The sequence below is a fragment of the Micromonospora sp. BQ32 genome (assembly GCF_059358895.1).
Map to the genome: position 1 here is coordinate 90,544 of NZ_JCADBI010000018.1, position 20,769 is coordinate 111,312.

10 protein-coding genes are annotated in these 20,769 nt (G+C 70.4%); 8 read left to right on the forward strand and 2 right to left on the reverse strand.

The window, feature by feature from the left end:
• Positions 1-126: 126 nt before the first annotated feature.
• From AC5L30_RS27630 to AC5L30_RS27665, 8 genes are all read left to right on the forward strand, one after another.
• A complete protein-coding gene (locus AC5L30_RS27630; RefSeq protein ID WP_494870709.1) occupies positions 127-9,570 on the forward strand; it encodes a LamG-like jellyroll fold domain-containing protein in 9,444 nt (3,147 codons plus the stop codon).
• Between the two features lie 472 nt (positions 9,571-10,042).
• The gene (locus tag AC5L30_RS27635) at positions 10,043-12,352 is read left to right on the forward strand and encodes a DUF8189 domain-containing protein (protein WP_494870711.1); all 2,310 of its coding nucleotides are present in this window, start codon (positions 10,043-10,045) and stop codon (positions 12,350-12,352) included.
• Positions 12,353-12,449: 97 nt separating this feature from the next.
• Positions 12,450-13,193 carry an ArsR/SmtB family transcription factor gene (locus AC5L30_RS27640; RefSeq protein WP_494870713.1) on the forward strand — a complete coding sequence of 248 codons (744 nt, stop codon included), beginning with the start codon at positions 12,450-12,452 and terminating at the stop codon, positions 13,191-13,193.
• Positions 13,194-13,264: 71 nt separating this feature from the next.
• On the forward strand, positions 13,265-14,299 hold the full coding sequence (locus AC5L30_RS27645) for a cytochrome P450 (RefSeq protein ID WP_494870715.1): 1,035 nt from the start codon (positions 13,265-13,267) through the stop codon (positions 14,297-14,299).
• Positions 14,296-15,093 carry an isocitrate lyase/PEP mutase family protein gene (locus tag AC5L30_RS27650; RefSeq protein ID WP_494870717.1) on the forward strand — a complete coding sequence of 266 codons (798 nt, stop codon included), beginning with the start codon at positions 14,296-14,298 and terminating at the stop codon, positions 15,091-15,093. The genes AC5L30_RS27645 and AC5L30_RS27650 overlap by 4 nt, the downstream gene beginning before the upstream one ends.
• 202 nt (positions 15,094-15,295) lie before the next feature.
• Positions 15,296-16,264, forward strand: coding sequence for a DUF5715 family protein (locus AC5L30_RS27655; protein ID WP_494870719.1), 969 nt, complete (start codon positions 15,296-15,298; stop codon positions 16,262-16,264).
• A 4-nt stretch (positions 16,265-16,268) separates the two neighbouring features.
• Positions 16,269-17,858, forward strand: coding sequence for an asparagine synthetase B family protein (locus AC5L30_RS27660; protein WP_494870721.1), 1,590 nt, complete (start codon positions 16,269-16,271; stop codon positions 17,856-17,858).
• 62 nt (positions 17,859-17,920) lie between these two features.
• The gene (locus AC5L30_RS27665; protein WP_494870723.1) at positions 17,921-18,748 is read left to right on the forward strand and encodes a MerR family transcriptional regulator; all 828 of its coding nucleotides are present in this window, start codon (positions 17,921-17,923) and stop codon (positions 18,746-18,748) included.
• A gap of 40 nt (positions 18,749-18,788) precedes the next feature.
• On the opposite strand, the gene AC5L30_RS27670 is transcribed toward AC5L30_RS27665, so the two are convergent.
• Positions 18,789-19,112 carry a hypothetical protein gene (locus AC5L30_RS27670; RefSeq protein ID WP_494870725.1) on the reverse strand — a complete coding sequence of 108 codons (324 nt, stop codon included), beginning with the start codon at positions 19,110-19,112 and terminating at the stop codon, positions 18,789-18,791.
• A gap of 156 nt (positions 19,113-19,268) precedes the next feature.
• Positions 19,269-20,714: an LVIVD repeat-containing protein gene (locus tag AC5L30_RS27675; RefSeq protein ID WP_494870726.1), complete on the reverse strand. Its 1,446-nt coding sequence runs from the start codon at positions 20,712-20,714 to the stop codon at positions 19,269-19,271.
• Between the last annotated feature and the right edge of the window lie 55 nt (positions 20,715-20,769).

Genomic DNA, 20,769 nt, shown 5'->3' on the forward strand with positions numbered 1-20,769 from the left:
CGCACCGCCGCACCGCCGTGCCCGTGCAGGAAACGGCGCTCACACCCGGGTTCGTGACCGTCGCCGGTCGCGCGGCCCTGCTCGCCTCTCTCCGCCTCTCAGCCCGTCCTCGATCCAGGGGTGACCATGTCCTTCAGCATTCGGCGTCTGCCCGACCCGCGCGGTCGGCTGACCGATCTGCGTGGTCGGTTACCCCGGCAACGCTCGGTGTTCGGCTCCGGCACCACCCGGTCCGTCCTGGCGGCCGCCCTGGCCGGCGTGCTGATGCTCAACCTGGGCGGCAGCGGGGTGACCGCGCTGCCGGCGGGCGGTGCCCGGGACCGCGACGGTGCCACCTCCACCGTCCAGGGCGGCGGCAAGAAGCCGACCCAGGCATGGGGCTCGGCGGCGGGCAGGGCGCACGTGACGTCCGGACGCCCCAACCGTGACCTGCCGAAGTCGCTGCGCGGGCAGTACCCGCTGCACAAGCTCCCCGACAAGGCCGCCCCGGGGCGCAACAAGGCGTCCGTGGCGACCGCACCCGTCGACGATGCCCGCGGCTTCGACAAGCGGACCAGCCGGGAACGGCCGGCCGAGCGCGACGTCAACCAGCGGGTGTTCGACAACGCCGACGGCACCCAGACCACCGAGTTCTCCTCCGCCCCGATCAACTACCGCAAGCCGGACGGCACCTGGGCACCCATCGACCACGCCCTGGTACCGAACGCCGACGGGTGGGGGACCGCCGCCGACTCGGTCGGTCTGCACCTCGCCGGCAACGGCGCCGCGAGTCAGTTGGCCCGGCTGAGCTTCGACGTCGACACCGAGTTCGGGTTCGGTCTGGCCGAGGCGTCCAACGCGCCGGGCCGGGTGGACGGCAACGCCGTCACCTACCCCGGCGTACGCCCCGACGTCGACCTGCGCCTGGAGCCTCGGGCCGGTGGCGTGAAGGAAACCCTGGTCCTGCACTCGGCCAAGGCGCCCGCGTCGTACGTGTTCCCGTTGAGCCTGCGCAACCTCACCGCGAAGCTGGTCGACGGTCAGGTGGTCCTCAGTGACCGGGACGGGCGCCAACGCGGGGTCATCCCGGCGGGCTACATGGTGGACGCAGGCTCCGGCACGGCCGGTCCCGCCACCTCCACCAAGGTCGCGTACGAGCTGGTCACCACCGGTGGGCAGACGGCGCTGAAGGTCACCCCCGACCGGGCCTGGCTGACCGACCCGGCCCGGCGGTACCCGGTCGAGGTCGACCCGACCGTCGGCCCGCCGGTCGCTGCGATCAACGCCGACAGCAGCATGTACGTGCACGGCAGCAGCTCCACGTCGGGCAGCAGCGAGTTGCTCGTCGGTCGCTCCGGCGGGTCCAACGCGGCGGCCTACCTCAAGTTCGGCAACCTGGTCAGCCGACTCCAGAACCACACCATCCACGGGGCGGCGCTCTCGGCGGTCAACTTCGACGCGGCCTCCTGCAAGGCACGCGCGGTCACCGTCCACCCGGTCACCGGGTCGTGGTCGGCCGGCACCGGCTACTCGTACCCGGGGCCGTCGGTGGGTAGCGCGCTGGTCAGCCGCTCGTTCGCCCACGGGTACGTCGCTCTCGGCCAGTCCCAGTCCGCGTGCCCGGCCGCCGGGGAGATGTTCGACCTCGGCGCCGGCGGCCGCAACCTCGTGCAGCGCTGGGTCAACGGCCAGCAGGCCAACAACGGTCTCTCGCTGCGCGCGTCCACCACCGATACCTCGGCGTGGAAGAAGTTCGCCGGTACCGGCACGGCCAACCCGCCGGCGCTCTACGTCACGCACAGCCCGTACAACGCCGGGTACGCGATCCCGAAGCCCACCCCGGAGCCGGCCGTCCTGCGTAACCAGGACGGCAAGGTGAAGGTGACCGTCACCAACCTCGGCGCCGAGGCCTGGACGCCGGCCAACTACTACCTCGCCTACCGGGTCTACAACGCGCAGACCGGCGCCGCGGTGACCCAGCAGCGGGCGGCCAACCTCCCGTCCACCCTGGCCCGTGGCGCGAAGGTCACCCTCGACGCGACCGTCAAACGGTTGGAGCCGGGTTCCTACTTCCTCGACTTCACCATGGTGCGTACCGGTGGAGCGGTCTTCACCGACCACCAGGTGCCACCCGGTCGGATCGTGCTCCAGGTCTTCGACGTTCCGCCGGTGGTGCAGGAGCTCTACCCACAGAACGGTTACCAGGCGCCGACGCTCACCCCGTTGCTCTGGGCCCGGGCCGTGGACACCGACGCCGCACCCGGCGCCACCCTGTCCTTCAAGTTCGAGATCTGCGACCGCACCGACGCCGGTGCGGCGACCAACTGCACCAACTCCGGCTACCAGGCCAAGCAGTCCTGGGTGGTGCCCGCCGGCCGGATGTTCTGGGGCAAGAGCTACCTGTGGCGCTCCTTCGTCAAGGACAGCGCCAACGAGGTCATCTCGCCGTACTCGACCATGCTCAGCTCGGTGCCACAACCGGACCTGCTGTCCCGGATCGCCACCTCGCCCAACGCCGAGCAGGGCCGCGAGTTCGACGCTCAGACCGGCAACTTCGCCACCTCCGCCGTGGACGCCACCGTGGTGACCGTCGGGCCGGAACTGAACCTGGTCCGCACCTACAACAGCCTCGACCCCCGGACGACCGGCGTCTTCGGCGCCGGCTGGTCCAGCCGGTACGACATGACGCTGGTCCCCGACAACGACGGCACCGGCAACGTGGTGGTCCGCTACCCGGACGGTCAGGAGGTGCGGTTCGGCAAGAACCCGGACGGCACGTACGCGCCGCCGCCGGGCCGGGTCGCGAAGCTCACCGTCGACAGCAGCAACTGGAAGCTGGTCGACCGTTCCGGCAGCACCTACCAGTTCTCCCTGCTCAACAAACTCCAGAAGATCACCGACAACTCCGGGCACTCGGTCAACCTGACCCTCGACCCGATGACCGGCAAGCTCGCCCGGGCCCAGGTCGCCAACAGCCAGACCAACACGGCCGGCCGTTCGCTGACCTTCACGTGGAACGGCAACCACATCGCCACGGTCAGCACCGACCAGGTCAACGGCGCGAAGCTGACCTGGAACTACACCTACAACGGTGATCTACTGACCAAGGTCTGCGGCCCGGAGTCCGCCTGCACCAACTACGACTACGCGGCCGGTTCGCACTACCGCACCGCCGTTCTCGACGCCAAGCCCGACTCGTACTACCACCTTGGCGAGGCCGAGGGCACCGGCGCGGCCAGCGACGTGGCGATCAACCTGGGCAAGGACGCCGGCACGTACCGCAACAACGTCACCCTGGGCCAGCCCGGCGTGCTGGAGGGCACCAGCGGCACGGCCGCCGCCTTCAACGGCACCTCGGCCTACCTCGAACTGCCCAAGGGCCTGGTCAAGAAGAGCCGCGACATCTCCGTCGAGCTGTGGTTCAAGATCGGCCTGACCCAGACCGGTGGCCCGCTCATCGGCTACCAGGACAAGGCCGTCGGTACCGCCGCCACCAGCGGCGTCCCGCTGCTCTACACCGGCACCGACGGCAAGCTGCGCGGCCAGTTCGCCACCGGCACGATCGCACCGATCACCTCGGGCATCACGGTCAACGACAACAAGTGGCACCACGTGGTGCTCTCCGCGATGGCCAACACCCAGACCATGTACCTCGACGGGGTCAAGGTCGGTGACCTGGCGGGGCAGCCGATCGAGCACTCGCTGCTGACCTTCAACCAGGTCGGCCTCGCGTCGGCGACCGCACCCAGTTCGTGGCCGGCCTGGGGCGGCACCGCCCAGCGCTACTTCGCCGGCACGATCGACGAGGTCGCCGTCTACTCGCGACCGATCGGCCCGGACACGGCCAAGGCGCACTTCCAGTACGCGAAGCCGGCCGCCCAGCAGCTGACCCGGGTCACCCTGCCCAGCGGCCGGGTCGCCACCGAGGTCGAGTACGACACCGCCACCGACCGGGTCAAGGAGTACACCGACGACAACGGCGGCACCTGGAAGGTGGGCCAGCCCACGGTCTACGGCGGCGACACCGACCTGCGGCGCAGCGTCCAGGTCCTCGACCCGGCCAACCGCCCCTACCTGTACGAGTACGACGCGCTCGCCGGTCAGCTGCTGCGCTCCGGCACCCCGCTCGGACTGGAGACCCGCGAGGAGGACCGACCCGGGCAGACCAGCCCGCCGCCGAGCCCGCCGCCGACGGAGGTCTGCACCCAGCCCGACCCGAACGACCCCGCCTTCTGCACCGTCATCCCCGGCGACGCCGGTGGGCCGATCTTCGTGCGCCACCCGTTGGACGGCATGGCCATCCGCTCCTTCTCCTACAACGAGGACGGTCAGCAGAGCAAGGTCACCAATGAGAACGGTGACACGGTGGAGATGACGTACGACAGCAAGGGTCGTCTCGCCACCCGCAAGAGTTGCCGTACGCCGACGCAGTGCTTCACGAACTACTACACCTACTCGACCACCATCACCGACCCGTTCGATCCCCGGGTCGACCTGGCCGTCGAGCAGCGCGACGGCCGCTCCAGCGGTCCGACCGACACCAACTACCGGACCACCTTCTCGTACCACCGCACGGGTCAGCTGCTCAGCCAGACCAACCCCGACGGCAGCACGGTCAGCCACACCTACACCACCGGCGCCGAGGCCGGCATCAACGGCATCTCGCCGTCCGGGTTGTTGGCCAGCAGCACCGACGGGCGCGGCAAGGTGACGCGGTACGCGTACTACACCAACGGTGACCTGTACAAGGTGACCGAGCCGTCCGGGCTGGTGACCGAGTACACCTACGACGCGCTCGGCCGTCGGATCAGCGAGAAGGTCACCTCCGACACCTATCCCTCGGGTGTCACCACCACGATCACCTACGACGCGCACTCACGGGTCGCCACCGTCACCGGCCCGGTCACCACCGACGCGGTCTCCGCTAAGCAGCACCAGAGCCGGACGGTCAACGAGTACGACGCCGACGGCAACCCGACCAAGGTCACCGTCTCCGACCTGCTCGGCGGTGATCCCGAGCGGGTCACCAGCACCGATTACGACGACGAGGGCCGGCCGGTCCGGGTCGTCGACCCGGAGGGCAACGAGACCAGCTACGGCTACGACCGGTTCGGCAACAAGACGACTATGACCGACGCCAACGGCAACCGCTACGACTGGGCGTACACCGCGCAGAACAAGGTGGCCGAGGTGCGGCTGCGGGACTGGCGCAGCGACCCGGCCGGTACCCCCGGCCCCGGGACCGGTGACTACCTGGTCCTGCACTCCTACTCGTACGACTTCGCCGGTCGGCTGGCCAGCGACACCGACGCGATGGGCCGGCGGCTGGAGTACCAGTACTACCGCGACGACCTGCTCCACAAGATCACCCTGAAGGACTTCCGCAATCCCGACGGCACGAAGCGGGACTACGTCGTCGAGGAGAACACCTACGACGGCGCCGGCAACGTGACCCGCAAGGTCGGCGCCAACGGCACCCAGATCACCGACCACACGCCGGACAAGACCGGCAAGGTGAAGAGCACCGTGCTGGACCCGACCGGGGTGCGCCGCACCAACAGCTTCACCTACGACCTCAACGGCAACGTCACTCAGACCGTCCGGACCGGCAACCCGTCGAACCTGAACTGGGAGGTACTGGCCACCTCCGAAGTCGTCGACTACACCTACGACGACGCCGGCAACGTCCTCACCGAGAAGGTCACCGCCGGCAGCGCCACCCGGGTGACCAGCTACACGTACGACAAGCGCGGTCTGCGCACCTCGGTCACCGACCCGCGCGGCAACGTCAGCGGCGCCGACAAGGCGACGTACACCAGCACCTTCCGCTATGACGAGCTGGGCCGCCAGATTGGGCAGAGCGGCCCGACCGTCCTCGCCGAGAGCGACGGCACCGCGGCCGTACCCACCAACCCGACCAGCACGGTCGGCTACAACACCTTCGGTGAGCAGGTCGCGGTCAAGGACCCGCTCGGCCGGGTTTCCACCTCCGAGTACGACAAGCTCGGCCGGGTGGTGCGTAGCCTCGCGCCGACGTACCAGGCACCCGGGGTGACCCAGCCGGTCACCCCGGAGCACAAGCGCCGCTACGACGCCCTGGGCAACGTGCTCGAGGAGACCGACCCGGCGGGCACCACCAGCTACACCTACGACCAGCTCAACCGGTTGACCGTCCGGGACGAACCGTCGAAGACCAACGACGACCGGGCGCTCACCCGCTACACCTACACCCGCACCGGTGAGGTCCTCTCGGTCACCGGCCCGACCGGCGCCCGGGTCGAGTCGACCTACGACGACCTCGACCGGCAGGTCACCCAGACCATCGTCGAGCGTCGGCCGACCACCCGCAACCTGGTCAGCAAGCTCGCCTACGACGACGCGGGCAACCTGACCTCGACGGCGTCCCCGACCGGGGCGACCACGGTCAACACCTTCAACGGGGCCGGCGACATCACCCGCAGCACCGCGCCGACCGGCGAGGCCACGATCTTCGGCTACGACTTCGCCGGCCGCCAGGTCCGGGTCTCCGACGGCCTCGGCCGCACCACCCGGATCGGGTACGACCAGTTCGGCAACCGGGTCAGCACCCTCAATCTCAAGGCTGACGGCACGGTCCTGCGCACCCAGAGCTACGGCTACGACGTGGCCGGCAACATGACCTCGTCGAAGGACCCCTACAACACCGTCACCACCTACGAGTACGACGCGGCGGACCAACTCGTCAAGCAGGTCGAGCCGACCGACGCCGACCCGATCACCACCACGTTCGGGTACGACGCCGCCGGTAACCGGACCCGCTACACCGACGGCCGCAACAACTCCACCATCTACACGTACAACACGTTGGGTCTGCCGGAGTCGGCGATCGAGCCGTCCACGGCGAGCCACCCGGCCGCCGCGGACCGAACCTGGACCGTCGCGTACGACGCCGACGGCAACGCGGTGCGACTCAGCGCCCCGGGTGGGGTGAGCCGCACGCGAACCTACGACGCGGCCGGTCGACTGACCGTGGAGACCGGTTCCGGGGGTGACACCCCGACCGCGACCCGGACCCTGGACTACGACCAGGACGGCCGGTTGACCAGCGTCAACGCCCCCGGTGGCAGCAACACCTACAGCTGGAACGACCGGGGTGGGCTGCTGTCCACCGCCGGCCCGTCCGGCACGGCGAGCTTCGACTACAACGACGACGGCCGGGTGACCAGCCGCACCGACCTGACCGGCACGGCCACCTTCGGCTACGTCAAGGGTCGCCTCGACACGCTCACCGACAGCATCACCGGCCAGCAGCAGAAGCTGGACTACGACGCCGCCGGTGACGTCAAGACCGTCGACTACGGCGCCGGCCGCGTCCGCACCTTCGGGTACGACGACTACGGGCGGGTCGCCAGTGACGTGCTCCGCAACGCGGCTGGCCAGACGGTCGCCTCGGTCACCTACGGCTTCGACCTCAACGGCCACCTCACCAGTAAGAACACCACCGGCACCGCCGGCGCCGGCGCCAACACCTACGACTACGACAAGGCCGGCCGGCTGATCTCCTGGATCAGCCCGGCCGGGACCGTCACGTACGCCTGGGACGCCAGCGGCAACCGGGTCCAGGCCGGGTCCAAGACCGCGACCTTCGACGAACGCAACCGGCTGCTCTCCGACGGCGACTACACCTACGCGTACACGCCACGGGGCACCCTGCGGACCCGCACCAGCTCGGGCCTGGCCGAACAGTTCTCGTTCGACGCCTTCGACCGGCTCACCGGGGCGCAGGACCAGACCTACACCTACGACGGCCTGGACCGGTTGGCGTCTCGCACCGGCAACTCGTTCGTCTACGCCGGTCTGGGCGACGAGGTGGTGCACGACGGGGTCGAGTACTACGGCCGCGGCCCGAACGACGAGCTGCTCGCCACCGCCCAGGCCGCCAACAAGCGGCTGTCGCTGACCGACGCCCACGGCGACGTGGTGGCGGCCATCAATCCGGCCGACACCCAACTGTCCACGCTGAACGACTCCACCGCGTACGACCCGTTCGGCAAGAAGGTGACCAGCACCGGCAGCACCGGCCGGCTGGGCTTCCAGGGCGACTGGACCGACCCGGACACTGGGCAGGTCGACATGGGCGCCCGCTGGTACCAGCCCGGCACCGGCACGTTCACCTCGCGGGACAGCGTCAACTACACCTCCGGCGACTCGATCCTGGCCAACCGCTACACCTACGGTGCTGGCGCCCCGCTGGACTTCGACGACCCGGACGGCCACTGGCCGCGCTGGGTGAAGCGGGCCGCGAGTGCGGTGAGCAACACCGTCTCCCACGTCGTCAGTGGCGCAAGCACGGCGTTCAACTACGCCAGGAACTTCGTGTCCACCGCCGTTCACTACGCCTGGTCCGGTATCAAGGCGGTCGGCCGGGTGATCTCCGAAAGCGCGAAGTGGATCGCCAACAAGGCCGTGAACGCGGTCAAGACCGTCGGCAACGCACTCCGGAGCGGGTACAACCAGCTGGCCCGCGCCGCCGACTGGGCGAAACAACAGGCCAAGGTCGTCGCCCAACGCATCCATCAGGCGAAGGTCGCGGTGACCGCCGCCGCGAAGTCGGCCATCAAACAAGCGGTCAAGTTCACCAAGCTGCCGGTGATCCAGGCCCTGACAAAGCCGCTCATGGCGCTCGGCAAGGTGGTGTCCACCGGATTCAAGATGGCGGCGAGCGTCGTCGCGGTCACCACAATGGCCATCCAGGACCCACAGAAGTTCAAACAGAACCTTTGGCTGGCGGCCGCACAGAAGTTGGCGCCGCTCGTCGAGGGCGCCGAGAAGATGTGGGACAAGGCGACCCAGTTCGTCGAGGATCACGCCGCCGAAATCGCCGGCTTCGCCGTCGGTGCCGTCGTCGGCCTGGGCTGCGGCGCGGCCATCGGCTGGACCGGTGTCGGAGCGGTGGCCTGCGGGGCGCTCGCCGGCGCGGTCGGCTCGGCGGTCACCGGTTACATGAACGGCAAGCGCGGCTGGGACCTCGCCGGCACCACTGCCATGGGCGGTCTGTTCGGTGCTGCTGGCGGTGCGCTCGGCTCCATCGCGGGCCAGGCGCTGGGTGCCGGTATCCGTGGGCTAAGCGGGGGTCTCCAGTCAGCGGGTAGCAAGGCGCTGGGCGCAGGTATCGGAGAAGCCCGCGGTCTGCTGACTTCCGCTGGCCGTGCCGTTCAGGCAGGACCGTTCCGCGGTTTGTCGCAGAGCTTTCCCGGCGGGCGGAATGGTGCCGCAGTCACGGTCGACCAGCTCAAGAGGAGCCTCGGTCGGGCTGGCATGAGTGTGCGGAAATACGATGTCGAACGTGTGCCCGAAATCTTGCAGCCGGACGGCGGCCTCGCTTTCGGCAATAGTCCTCATATTAATGGTGTTCCAGAATTGGGTGCCACAGGGAAGCCCTTGATCCAGATTTCGGACCTTGGTTTGAGAGATATGGACGAGGCCGTCACTACGGTCTTCCACGAGATTTACCATCATCGGACTAAGGGTGCGCTCGGTTTTGAGGAAGCGGCCGAGGCGTATGGTAGGCGGATGTTGGATAAGTTTCGTGCTCGAACGAGAGGCAATTGACCCATGCGAGTGTTCGACGCAGCTGAGGTTCAGGCGCTGGCTGCGGGGCCACGCTTCGTGGATCAGCCAGTGGAGCGGATGTGCCCAGCTTGTGGTAACCAGGGAGTCAGAACGTACATGTACGGTTCTGACCGCCAGGGCAGGCCGACGATTATTAGTTATACATGGTGTACGTCCTGTCGGCGTTATCACGGCTCGGTCGGTCCTCGTCCCGATGGACTTCGTTTCAATGACCCATTGAGCCATATGTCTCGCGACGAGCGGAAGGCGCTGGAACGTAAGGGTGCTGAGCTCTTCCGGACATTGGATGAGTTGTGGAATAGTGGCGCGCTGCCGCAACAATTTGACCGTTAATCTTGCCGACCGCGCGCAGATAATTCGCTGCCGGGTCAACTCTTACTAACCGGAGGCTGATAATTTGAGATCTGTCCGAGTTCTGTCGGTGCAGAGTTTGACTGTCAAGACGCTCATCATGACCCTTGTCGCGGCCGCGGCTACCCTCGTCGTGCCGCTGAAGGCTTCCGCGGACGCCGCCGGCAGGGGTGGTGACTTCGTGCCGATCGACAGCATCGCCCTGCTGGACACCCGGGACGGCACCGGCGGCACTACCGGTGTTCGGGGCGCCAAGTCCGTCACCACGTTCAACGCCGTCGGCATCGGTGGTATCCCGAGCAGCGGGGTCAGCGCGTTGATGGTCGACGTGACGGCGATCTACCCGACCGCCAACACGTTCCTGTCCATCTACCCGGACCTGACGGACCGGGGCGCTTCGGCCATGAACGCCTCGATCGGTGAGGTCATGACCAACTCGGCGGTGGTCAAGCCCGGTACGAACGGCAAGCTCGCCGTGCACAACGCGGGCGGCAACGTTCACATCCGGGTGGACCTGGTGGGCTACTTCACGACCGCCACCGGGAGCACCGGCTCGGGCTTCGTGCCGGTGAACCACACCCGGGTGGTGGACAGTCGGACCGGGCAGGGGATCACCGCCGGCATGATGCCCACCCGTGGAACGCGTACCGCGAACATCTCCGGCGGTGGGCTGGTGCCCAGCACTGCCACGGCGGTGATGCTCGACGTCGTGGTGATCGGTGCGACCAGTAACGGCTGGTTGACCGTCGGGTCGAGCGCGGTCGCGGAGACCGGCATCGACTACGCCAAGGGCGCCACCTCGATGGGAATGGTCGTCAAGCTGAATCCCGGCGGCGGCGGCTCGGTGGTGTTGGAGAATCGCGGGCCGGCCGTTCATGTCGCCATCACCGTCCAGGGCTACTGGACGGGCAGCCCGACCACCGGCGCCGGCCTGCGCCCGGTGCCGGCGACCACCCTGTACGACAGCCGTTTCCCCACCGGCGCCCAGCCGGTGCCCGCCAACGGCACCGTCGATGTCGCCGTCGCGGGCACCAACGGCCTGCCGACCCGCGGCATCGCCGCCGCCGTCCTCAACGTGCACGCGGTCGCCCCGACGGTCGACGGGTTCTTCACCGTCACGCCGCTGGGCAGCGCCGCGAACACCGCGTCGACGACCAATTTCCCCGCCGCGCACATCGCCCGGTCCAGCCTCGTGGTGACCAAACTGGGCACCGAGGGCAAAGTCCGGATCAAGAACGCCAGCAGTGGGACCGTGCACGTCGTGGTCGACCTGCAGGGCTGGTACGCCGACCCGATGCCGTTCCTGCCGACCGAGACCTTCTCTCGCTCGACGGCGGCGCAGGGCGAGCCGAGCCAAGTCGGCATGCTCGCGCCCATCGTCTACGCGCACACCGACAACATCGGTCAGGTGCGGGTCATCCACCAGGCACACCCCGACGACTACACCACCGTTCAACACGTCCCCCTGTTCGGCGCGGAGGCATTCACCGGGCAGCCCACGCTCAACGTGCTGGGCTCCAGTAAGCAGGTGCAGATCAGCGCCCTGCACACCACCGGGACGGTGTGGACCGGCGCCCAGACGACGGCGAACGCCGCGACGTGGGCGTCCAACGGGAGCCTCGGCGGCTCCATGGCCGCCCCGCCCGTCGCGGCCACCCTGCCCAACGGCACCAGCGTGATCTTCGGTGTGGACGTCGATGGTCGCCTGTGGCACTACCGCCAATCGGGGACGGGTGCGTCGTGGAAGAGCCTGGGTGACGTCGACCTCGCGGGCAGCGTCACCGTCGTGAAGGTCGACACCGGAGTCCGGTTGGTCGCCACCACCACCGTCGGCACCATCAAGACCGCGGTCTACTCCAACGACGGCATCCTCAGCGGTTGGACCGACCTGGGCGGGAACGTGACCGGGGTGCCTGCCGCCTTCCTCAACCAGGGCTACCGCACCGGTGTGGTGGCTCGCGCGGCCGACGGTTCGCTGGTCATGAAGAAGCAGGAGTTGGGCGGGGCCTGGCCGACCACCTGGCAGACGGTGGGCACATTCACCGCCGCTGGTTCCCCGGCCGCGATCGTCGACCCGGCGCTGAGCCGTATCGCCGTCGTCGCTCGGGGCACCGACAACGAGGTCTACCGGGTGTACGAGACCGAGCAGGGCTCGGGCACCTGGGGCGAGTGGCTGCGCCTGTACGTGAACACGGAAGACCCGACCGCAGCCACCAGCGCCACCGATCCCACGATCGCGCCGATCGAGAACTCCGGCGGGCTCGGGTTCGTGGTGGTGTACCGCAATCGGAACAACACCACCATCGCGCTGGACCGTCGGTTCGCCGCCCCCGGAGGAATGGCGGCAGCGAAGGTGAGCCCGTCGGCGGTCAGCTTCACCCCGCATCTCATCCCGACGCCACCGGCCTGATCCTCGGCACCACCAGCCCCGGGGGCCTCCGTCCACGTGACGGAGGCCCCCGGGTCGCTGTTCACCGGCACATCGCCTGCCTTCCTAGACTGGGGCGATGAGCGTTGGCACCGACGGTCGGGGAATGGCCGAGCTGGCGGCCCTGCTGGCCGACGGCACCCGCGCCGGAATGTGCCTGGCGCTGCTCGACGGGCGGGCGTGGACCGCCGGGGAGCTGGCCCGGCTTGCCGGGGTCGCCCCGTCGACGGCCAGCGACCACCTCACCCGACTCGTTCGGGGTGGGCTGCTCGTGGAGGAACGGCAGGGCCGGCACCGCTACCTGCGTCTGGCCGGGCCGTCGGTGGCTCAGCTGATCGAGGACCTGGCCGGGCACGCCCCTGCCACGCCCACCCCGACCGGGTCGCTGCGCGCGACGACCGCCACCGCCGCCCTCGCGTACGCCCGGACCTGCTACGACCACCTCGCCGGGCGGCTCGGCGTGCTGGTGTACGACGCGCTGTTGGCCGAGCGTCGGCTTGACCGGTCTAGTGGGCTGGCGCTGACGCCCGACGGATGGGCGTGGGTGGCCGGGTTGGGCGTACCCGTGGACGTGCTGCGCGCCGCCCGCCGCCCGGTGGTCCGCGACTGCCTGGACTGGACCGAACGCCGCCCGCACCTAGCCGGGGCGCTCGGCGCGGCGCTCTGCCGCCGCTTCACCGACCTGGGCTGGATCAGCCAGGGCGCCGGCCGCGCCGTCCGTGTCACTCCCACCGGCCGCGCTGGCCTGGCCGGGGCCCTGGCGATCCCCGAACACACCCTCGACCCGCCGGTGGCCCCGGCGCCCACCAGCGGCCGCGCCTGACGGGCGACCGCGGGCGACTGCGGCGGGATCGTTCGGTGCGGGGCGAACGGTTCGGGCCCTACGGTCCGGCGGTGACCGACAACTGGCCCGTCATTGCGCCCGCCCCGGGAACACCCGCGTGTGGGCCGCCCTCGTTCGAACCGGAGCGCGGCTGGACGGTGACGCGCAACGCCGACCTGCGCACGGCGCTGACCGACCCGGCTTTCGAGGTGCCAGCCGTCGATACCGGTCCGCCCGGCACCCTCGCCTGGCTGCGCGCCACGGTCAGCCGGTTCAGTCCACCGCGACGGCACGCCGACCGTCGGGCGGTCGCAGTGAGCGCGCTGGCCCCGCTGGACCCGGACGACCTGCGACACGACACGGCACGGCTGGCCGGGGCCGTTCTCGACCGCGCCGGCGACCGCGTCGACGTGATGCGGGAACTGGCCCGGCCGGTGCCGCTGCGGGCGTTGGCCGATCGCCTCGGCTTCGCTGATCCGGTAGCCGCCGGGACGGCGGTCGCGGTCGTCGCGGCGGCGTACCACCCGGGGGTGGACCCGGCCTTGACCGCGCGGGCCGACCGGGCGGTGACGGCGCTGCTGGCGCTCGCGCCGCCGGGTCCGCCGGAGGTACTGGCGAACTTGATCGGTCTGCTGGTCCAGGCCTGCGACGCGACCGCCGGCCTGATCGGTGCCGCCGCCCACCACCTGCTGCCCCCGACCGCACCACCAGCACCGACTGCGGCTGGGACCGCCGACCTGCTGGCCGAGGTGCTGCGCCTCGACCCGCCGGTCCGGGCCACCCGACGGGTCACCGTTAACGGGGTACGGCTGGGCGGGCAGGACCTGCCGGCGGGCAGCCCCGTGCTGCTGCGCTTCGACGCGGCCAACCGTGACCCGCAGGTGTTCACCGAACCCGCGACGTTCCAACCCGGTCGGCCCGGTGCGGGGCTGTTGACCTTCGGGACGGGGCAGCGGGGTTGCCCCGGCGACCGGCACGCCGTGGCGCTGGCCACCGGGGTGCTCGACGTGTTGCGGGAACGGTGCTGGCGGGGCCCGAACCCGTTGCGCCACGAACCCCACCCGACACTGCGGGTACCGACACATCTGGAGGTGAACGTCCGATGATCGAACGTCGTGCCGCGTTCCACGCCCTGCACCGCGCCGGCCGCCCTCTGTTGTTGCCCAACGCGTGGGACCACGCCTCGGCGGCGGCGCTCGCCGCGCGCGGGCATCCGGCCATCGGCACCACCAGCCTCGGGGTCGCCGCGACCACCGGCCTTCCCGACGGCGCGGCGGCCACCGCGGCGCAGACCCTCGCCCTGGCGCGCCGGCTGGCCCGGCTGCCGGTGCTGCTCAGCGTGGACGTGGAGGCCGGGTTCAGCGACGACCCGGCCGAGGTCGCCGAGTACGTGGCGGAGTTGGCCGGGCACGGCGTGGTCGGGATCAACCTGGAGGACGGCCGCCCAGACGGCACCCTGGCCGAACCCGAGTGCGTCTCCGACAAGGTCGCGGCGGTGAAGGCGGCGGTGCCGGACCTGTTCGTCAACGCGCGCACCGACGCGTGGTGGCTCGCGGTGGCCGACCCGCTGCCGCAGGCCCTCGCCCGAGCTCGTGCCTACCGGGCGGCCGGCGCGGACGGGATCTTCGTGCCGGGCACCGTCGACGACACGACGCTGCGGGTGCTCACCGAGCGACTCGACGCGCCGGTGAACGCGCTGTACCAGCCCGGCGGGCCGGGGCTGACCGAGTTGGGCAGGGCCGGGGTTGCCCGGGTCAGCACCGGCTCGCTGCTGTTCCGGGCCGCGCTGGGCGCCGCGGTCGCCGCCGCCGACACCGTCCGCCTCGGCGGGTCCACCGCACCGGCGGGACTGCCGTCGTACGCCGAGGTGCAGGCCCTGGTGCCGACGGGCGGCGACTGACGGTGGCGGCCGGCACTCGGCGGTGGGTGCCGGGCTTGGCTCGGCTCGCGCCGGGCGGCCTGGTCGGCGGCGTCGGCGAGTGCGTTGTCCGCGCTCCGTTAGGGGGGAGATAGGAGGAATGTTCGGTCCGTTCCACTCCCGATGATTACGGTGTGTTTCAGGGCGAACCACCCAGTGCCGTGACCGGAGAAGGGACCCCGTCATGCGAGTGCCCAGCCGTAGCCCGGGACAGCAGCCCGGTTCGCCTCCGTCGCCCACCGCTCCGGCCCGCCGTCGACCCGCTGGCGCGACCCCCCGCCGCGTTCCCGCGCCCGCGCCGGACCTGGCCGCGTACCGGGCCGCCGTCGCCGAACTGCTGGTCGAGGTCGGTGCCCTGGCCGATGCGGCGAGCACCCGGGCTCGGCAGGTGCTCATCGACGAGCGGCTGCGGGAGCCGGCGCTCGCCGCGGTCCTCGACGCCACCCCGCAGGGGCTGATCGGCGCGCGCGAGACGCTGCTGCTGGAGATGGCCCGCTACCAGCCGAACGACCGCACCTCGGCGGGTGACCTCAGCGCGCTGGTCCGGATCTACCTGCTCTCCCGCATCGACGTGCTGTGGTGGCAGGACGCGCCGACCTTCGTCACCGACGACCAGGTCAACGGCAGCGCCGAGCTGGTCGACCTGGAGTGGCTGCGCCGCCGCGACCTGCTGCGCTTCCGCTACCAGGAGCAGCCCGCCACCATCCTGGGCCGGGCCGCGCGCGGGCTGCGTCGCCGGCTGCGCCCCGACGCCACCCCGCGCACCGCCGGGCTGCTGTTCCGCCGCGCCCGGCGGGAGGTGGTGGCGCTGCTCAACGACATCGGACGGGAGTTCACCGCCGTCGCGCCGCCGGCCACCCCGCCGCTCTGGGTGACCAGCCTGGTCCGCAGCATCGAGCACCAGTACCGGCTGCGCCGCCTGGGCTACGCGGCGATGCTGCCCAGCGGCCACTGCCTCGGCTACTCCGTTGACGTCGAGCTGGCCTGGTTCGAGCGTTTCGGCGCGCGTGACGCCCTGGCGGAGTTGCTGCTGAACCGGCAGGAGGCCGGCGAGCTGAACGTCATCGACGAGGGGCAGGCATGGCACCTGTGTCTCGCGCCCACCGCCCGGCGTCGCCTACGTCGGGCGTACGAGGCCGAGATGGGGGTCTGAGCCGGTGTGCGGCATCGCGTTGAGCATCGGTCCCGAGGCCGACCCGGCGACCTTCCGGCGGATGCTCACCGCCCTGGCTCCGCGCGGCGAGGTCACCGAAACCCGGTCCGAGAGCGGGCTGCTCGCCGGCACCCGTCGGCTGCGGGTCGTCGACCGGGACCGGGCGGTGCAGCCGTGGACCTCGACCGACGAGCGTTGGCTGCTCTGCTTCAACGGCGAGATCTTCAACTACCGTGAGTTGCGGGCGCAGCTGAGGCGCCTCGGGCAAACCTTCCGCACCGAAAGTGACACCGAGGTGCTGCTCGCCGCGTTCCAACAGTGGGGCGAGGCGGCGGTGACCCGGCTCCGCGGCGAGTACGCCTTCGCGGTCGTCGAACGAGCCACCGGCCGGGCGTACCTGGCCCGCGACCCGCTCGGGGTCAAGCCCCTGTACTGGTCCCGTCGGCCCGGCTGCCTGCAACTCGCCTCCGAGGTCAAGGCTCTCGTCGGGCACGGCGCTCCGATCGCCGAGGTGCCGCCCGGGCACCACGGCTGGGCGGAGGCGGACGGGCACGTACGGCTGAGCCCGTACGTCGACCTGCTCACCATCGGCGACGGCCTGCCGGTCATCGACGACCCGGACGAGGCCGCGCTGCTGGTCCGCGCCGCGCTCAGCGACGCGATCCGGATGCGGGTGGAGACCGATCTGACCGTCGGGGTGGTGCTCTCCGGTGGCCTGGACAGCTCGCTGACCCTGCGGCAGGTGCGCGACATCCACCCGGACTGTGTCGCGGTGACGGTCGGCGTGGCGGACAGCCCCGACGTGGCGTACGCCCGGCGGCTCGCCGCCGACCTCGACGTGCCGCACGTGGTGGTCGAGCTGCGCCCGAGCGACATCCGGCTCGCCGACGTCCGGGAGGCCATCCGGATCTCCGAGCTGACCGAGTACGGCGACATCATCAACGCGGTCGTCTCGGTGCCGATCTTCCGGCGGCTCCGCGACCTGGGCATCAAGGTGGTGCTGACCGGTGACGGCTCCGACGAGCTGTTCGGCGGGTACCCCATGTACCACCAGGTCGATCCGGCGGCGGCCCGCCGGCTGTTCCTGCACCGGATCCGTAACCTGTGCCGCACCGAGTTGCAGCGGGTCGACCGGGCCGCCATGGCACACGGCGTGGAGGCCCGGGTGCCGTTCCTCGACCTCAGCGTGGTGGAGCTGGCGATGCGGTTGCCGGTAAATTTGAAGCTGCGCCACGGGCAGGAGAAGTGGATCGTCCGGCGGGCGTTCGCCGACGTGCTGCCCGACTACATCATCCGCCGTCCGAAGAACCCGATGTCGTACTCGTCGGGGTTGCACGAGCGGGTCCGGCTGTACAAGCCGCTCTTCGCCCGGCTGCACCGCTCGTTCGGCTACGACCTGCAGGAGCCGGTCCGCCGGGACTTCGACACCGTGCTGAGCCGCTGCGGCAACGACCTGGACCGGGCCATCGCCGACGGGCTGACCCGACCCGACTACACGGTCCTGGAGCACGCCCGCGACCTGGTCGGCGCGGCCAAGTGGAACGCCGCCCCGATGGTCCGCCGACTGGTCGGCCCGCGCCCGGCTCGGCACTGACGGCCGCCCCGCACGCCGACGCTTGACTCTGACACGGTGTCAGGGACGAGTGTGAGGGGGCCATGTTCACCATCGGAGACTTCGCCAGACTCGGCCGGGTGTCGGTGCGGATGCTGCGCCACTACGACAGCATCGGCCTGCTGCGCCCCGCCAGCGTCGACCCGCACACCGGTTACCGCTTCTACCGCGCCGACCAGCTGCGCCGGCTCAACCGGGTGATCGCCCTCAAGGAGCTGGGCCTCACCCTCGAGCAGGTGCGGGCGATCGTCGACGACGCCGTCGATGTGGCCGAGCTGCGCGGGATGCTGCGGCTGCGCCGGAGCCAGCTGGCCGCACAGCTGGCCGCCGACACGGCCCGGCTCACGGCCGTCGAGGCGAGGCTCCGAATGATCGAGTCGGAGGGTCGGATGACCACCCAGGACGTCGTGCTCAAGGAGATCGCGTCGGTCCGCGTCGCGGAGCTGACCGCCGTCGCGCCCAGCTACCAGGGCGAGGACATCGGCCCGGTGATCCAACCGCTCTACCCCGAGCTGTTCCGGCGGTTGTCGGCCGCCGGGATCAACCCGACCGGGCCTGCCATCGCCTGGTACGAGCCCGCTGACCCGGGCGGCGACGCTGTCGTCGTACACGCCGGGGTGCTCGTCGACGCCGAGCCGGCCGCGGCGCCCGACGTCGCGGTGCGTGACCTGCCGGAGGTGCGCAACGCGGCGACCATCGTCCATCACGGTGCCATGGACGACGTCGAGCCGAGCATGCAGGCGCTCGCCCGGTGGATCGAGGAGAACGGCTACCGCACCGACGGCTTCGCCCGGGAGGTCTACCTCGACTACTGCCCGGACACCCCGGAGAAGGGTGTCACCGAACTTCAGGTCGCCGTGTACCGGGACTGAGCCGACCGCCGCGCAGCGACTTGCGCCGCCGGTGGGGTGCTCAGGTCACCAACAGCAGCGCGCCGACCGCAGCGAGGGTGCCGGTGACCGCGAGAATCGTGCTGGTCAGCACGAACCGGGTCACCGGCACCGCCACCCCGGCCGCCCGGCAACCGGCCACGGCGGTCAGCTCGGCGAGCACGATCACGGTGCCGAGGAACAGCAGCAGCGGCAGGATCCGGTGCAGGGTGGCGGTGGTCTCCGCGCGGGGGAGCAGCCCGCTCAGCGCGCAGGCCGCGCCGACCACGGCGAGGACGACCGCCACCAGGCCCAGCGGGTGGGGCCGCCAGCGCGTGGTCGGTTCGGGCGGGGCGGCAAGGGTCACGTCTGTTCACGTTGACACAGCGCCTGACCAGCCGGTTCGCAACCCCCGTCCGGGTGACGGGCCCCACCGTGCCCGGCCCCGCGGGTTCCGGCGTCGCACCAGGACCGGGCCCGGCCCCCGAAGATCGGGGACCGGGCCCGGCTGTGTGCTCGGTGCCTACCAGCCCAGGTAGCTGGGCTGGGTCTGCACGTTGAGCTCCTGGTAGCGGGTCAGCTTGGCCGTCCAGGTCCGCCAGTCGTTCAGCTCGAGGACGTCCAGGCCCTTCACCATGTCGTTGGAGTAGATGTGCCCGTTGTAGTAGTACGCGGACCAGGTGCCGCCGCCGACGAACGTGTCGGCCGAGAGCGGGCCGCGCTCCCAGAAGGCGATCTCCTTCGGGTTGGCCGAGTCGGTGAAGTCGAACACCGAGATGCCACCCTGGTACCACGCCTGGACCATGATGTCCTTGCCGAGCACCGGGATCAGCGAGCCGTTGTGCGCCACGCAGTTCTCGGTGTCGGCGTTCGCCCGGGGGATCTTGTAGTAGCTGCGGAAGGTCACCGTCCGGGCGTCGCCGCGGCCGGCGATGTCGTAGATGGCGTCCGCGCCCCGGTTCGGGCCGACGGCCTCGTTGCAGGTCGCCGCCCCGCCACCACCCAGCTCGTCGGTGAAGATCACCTTGGTGCCGGCGTTGTTGAAGGTGGCCGAGTGCCAGAACGCGAAGTTGACCTCGTCCCGGACCCGGTTGATGACGCGGGGCGCCTCGCGGTTCTTGATGTCGAGCAGGATGCCGTCACCCATGCAGGCGCCGGCGGCCAGGTCCTTCGACGGGTAGGCGGTGATGTCGTGGCAACCGGTGGTCGCCGAGCCGGTCTGGCTGCCGGGGAAGCCGCCGTCCGGGAAGAGGTTCGGCGTCGCGACCACAGCCGCGTCGGTCGGCTTCTTCACCGGCACCTTGATGATGGAGATGGAGTCGTGCGGCGGCTGGCAGTCCGGGAACTCGGCCCGCGGGCTGTACGAGGAGACGTACAGGTAGATGGCCTTGCGGTCCTTGCCCGGCACCAGGGTGTGGGTGTGTGAGCCGCAGGCCGTCTCGACGGACTTGATGTAGCGCGGGTTGGCCTTGTCCTTGATGTCGAAGACCTTGATGCCCTCCCACGAGCCCTTCACGTTCGCCCCCTGCGTGGTGCTGTTGCAGGAGTCGTCGCTGCGGGACGAGTCGGTGGAGAGGAAGAGCAGGTCACCGTGGACGGAGATGTCGTTCTGCGACCCCGGGCAGAGCACCCGGGCCTTGACCGTCGGGGCGCTGGGCCGCGAGATGTCGTAGATGACGAAGCCGTTGTAGTTGCCGGCGAACGCGTACTTGCCCTGGAAGGCGATGTCGCTGTTGGTCGCGTCCAGTGGGGCGACCTTGGGCACGTTGGCGATCTGCCGCAGGTTGGGGCTGCTCACGATCTCGTCGACGCCGGGGATCGTGTTGGTGAGCGCGGGGGCTGGGGCCGCCTGCGGCGCCGTCTGGGCGTTGCTCGGCGGGGCGACGAGGGCGCTGGCGACGAGGAGGCCGGTCGTGGCGAGCGCCACGACACGCAGTTGTCGTAACCGTGGCTTGTGGAGTCTGATCATCGGCGGGGCCCTTCGCAAGGGGGAGACGATGGTTGACACGTTACCGTTCGGCGAA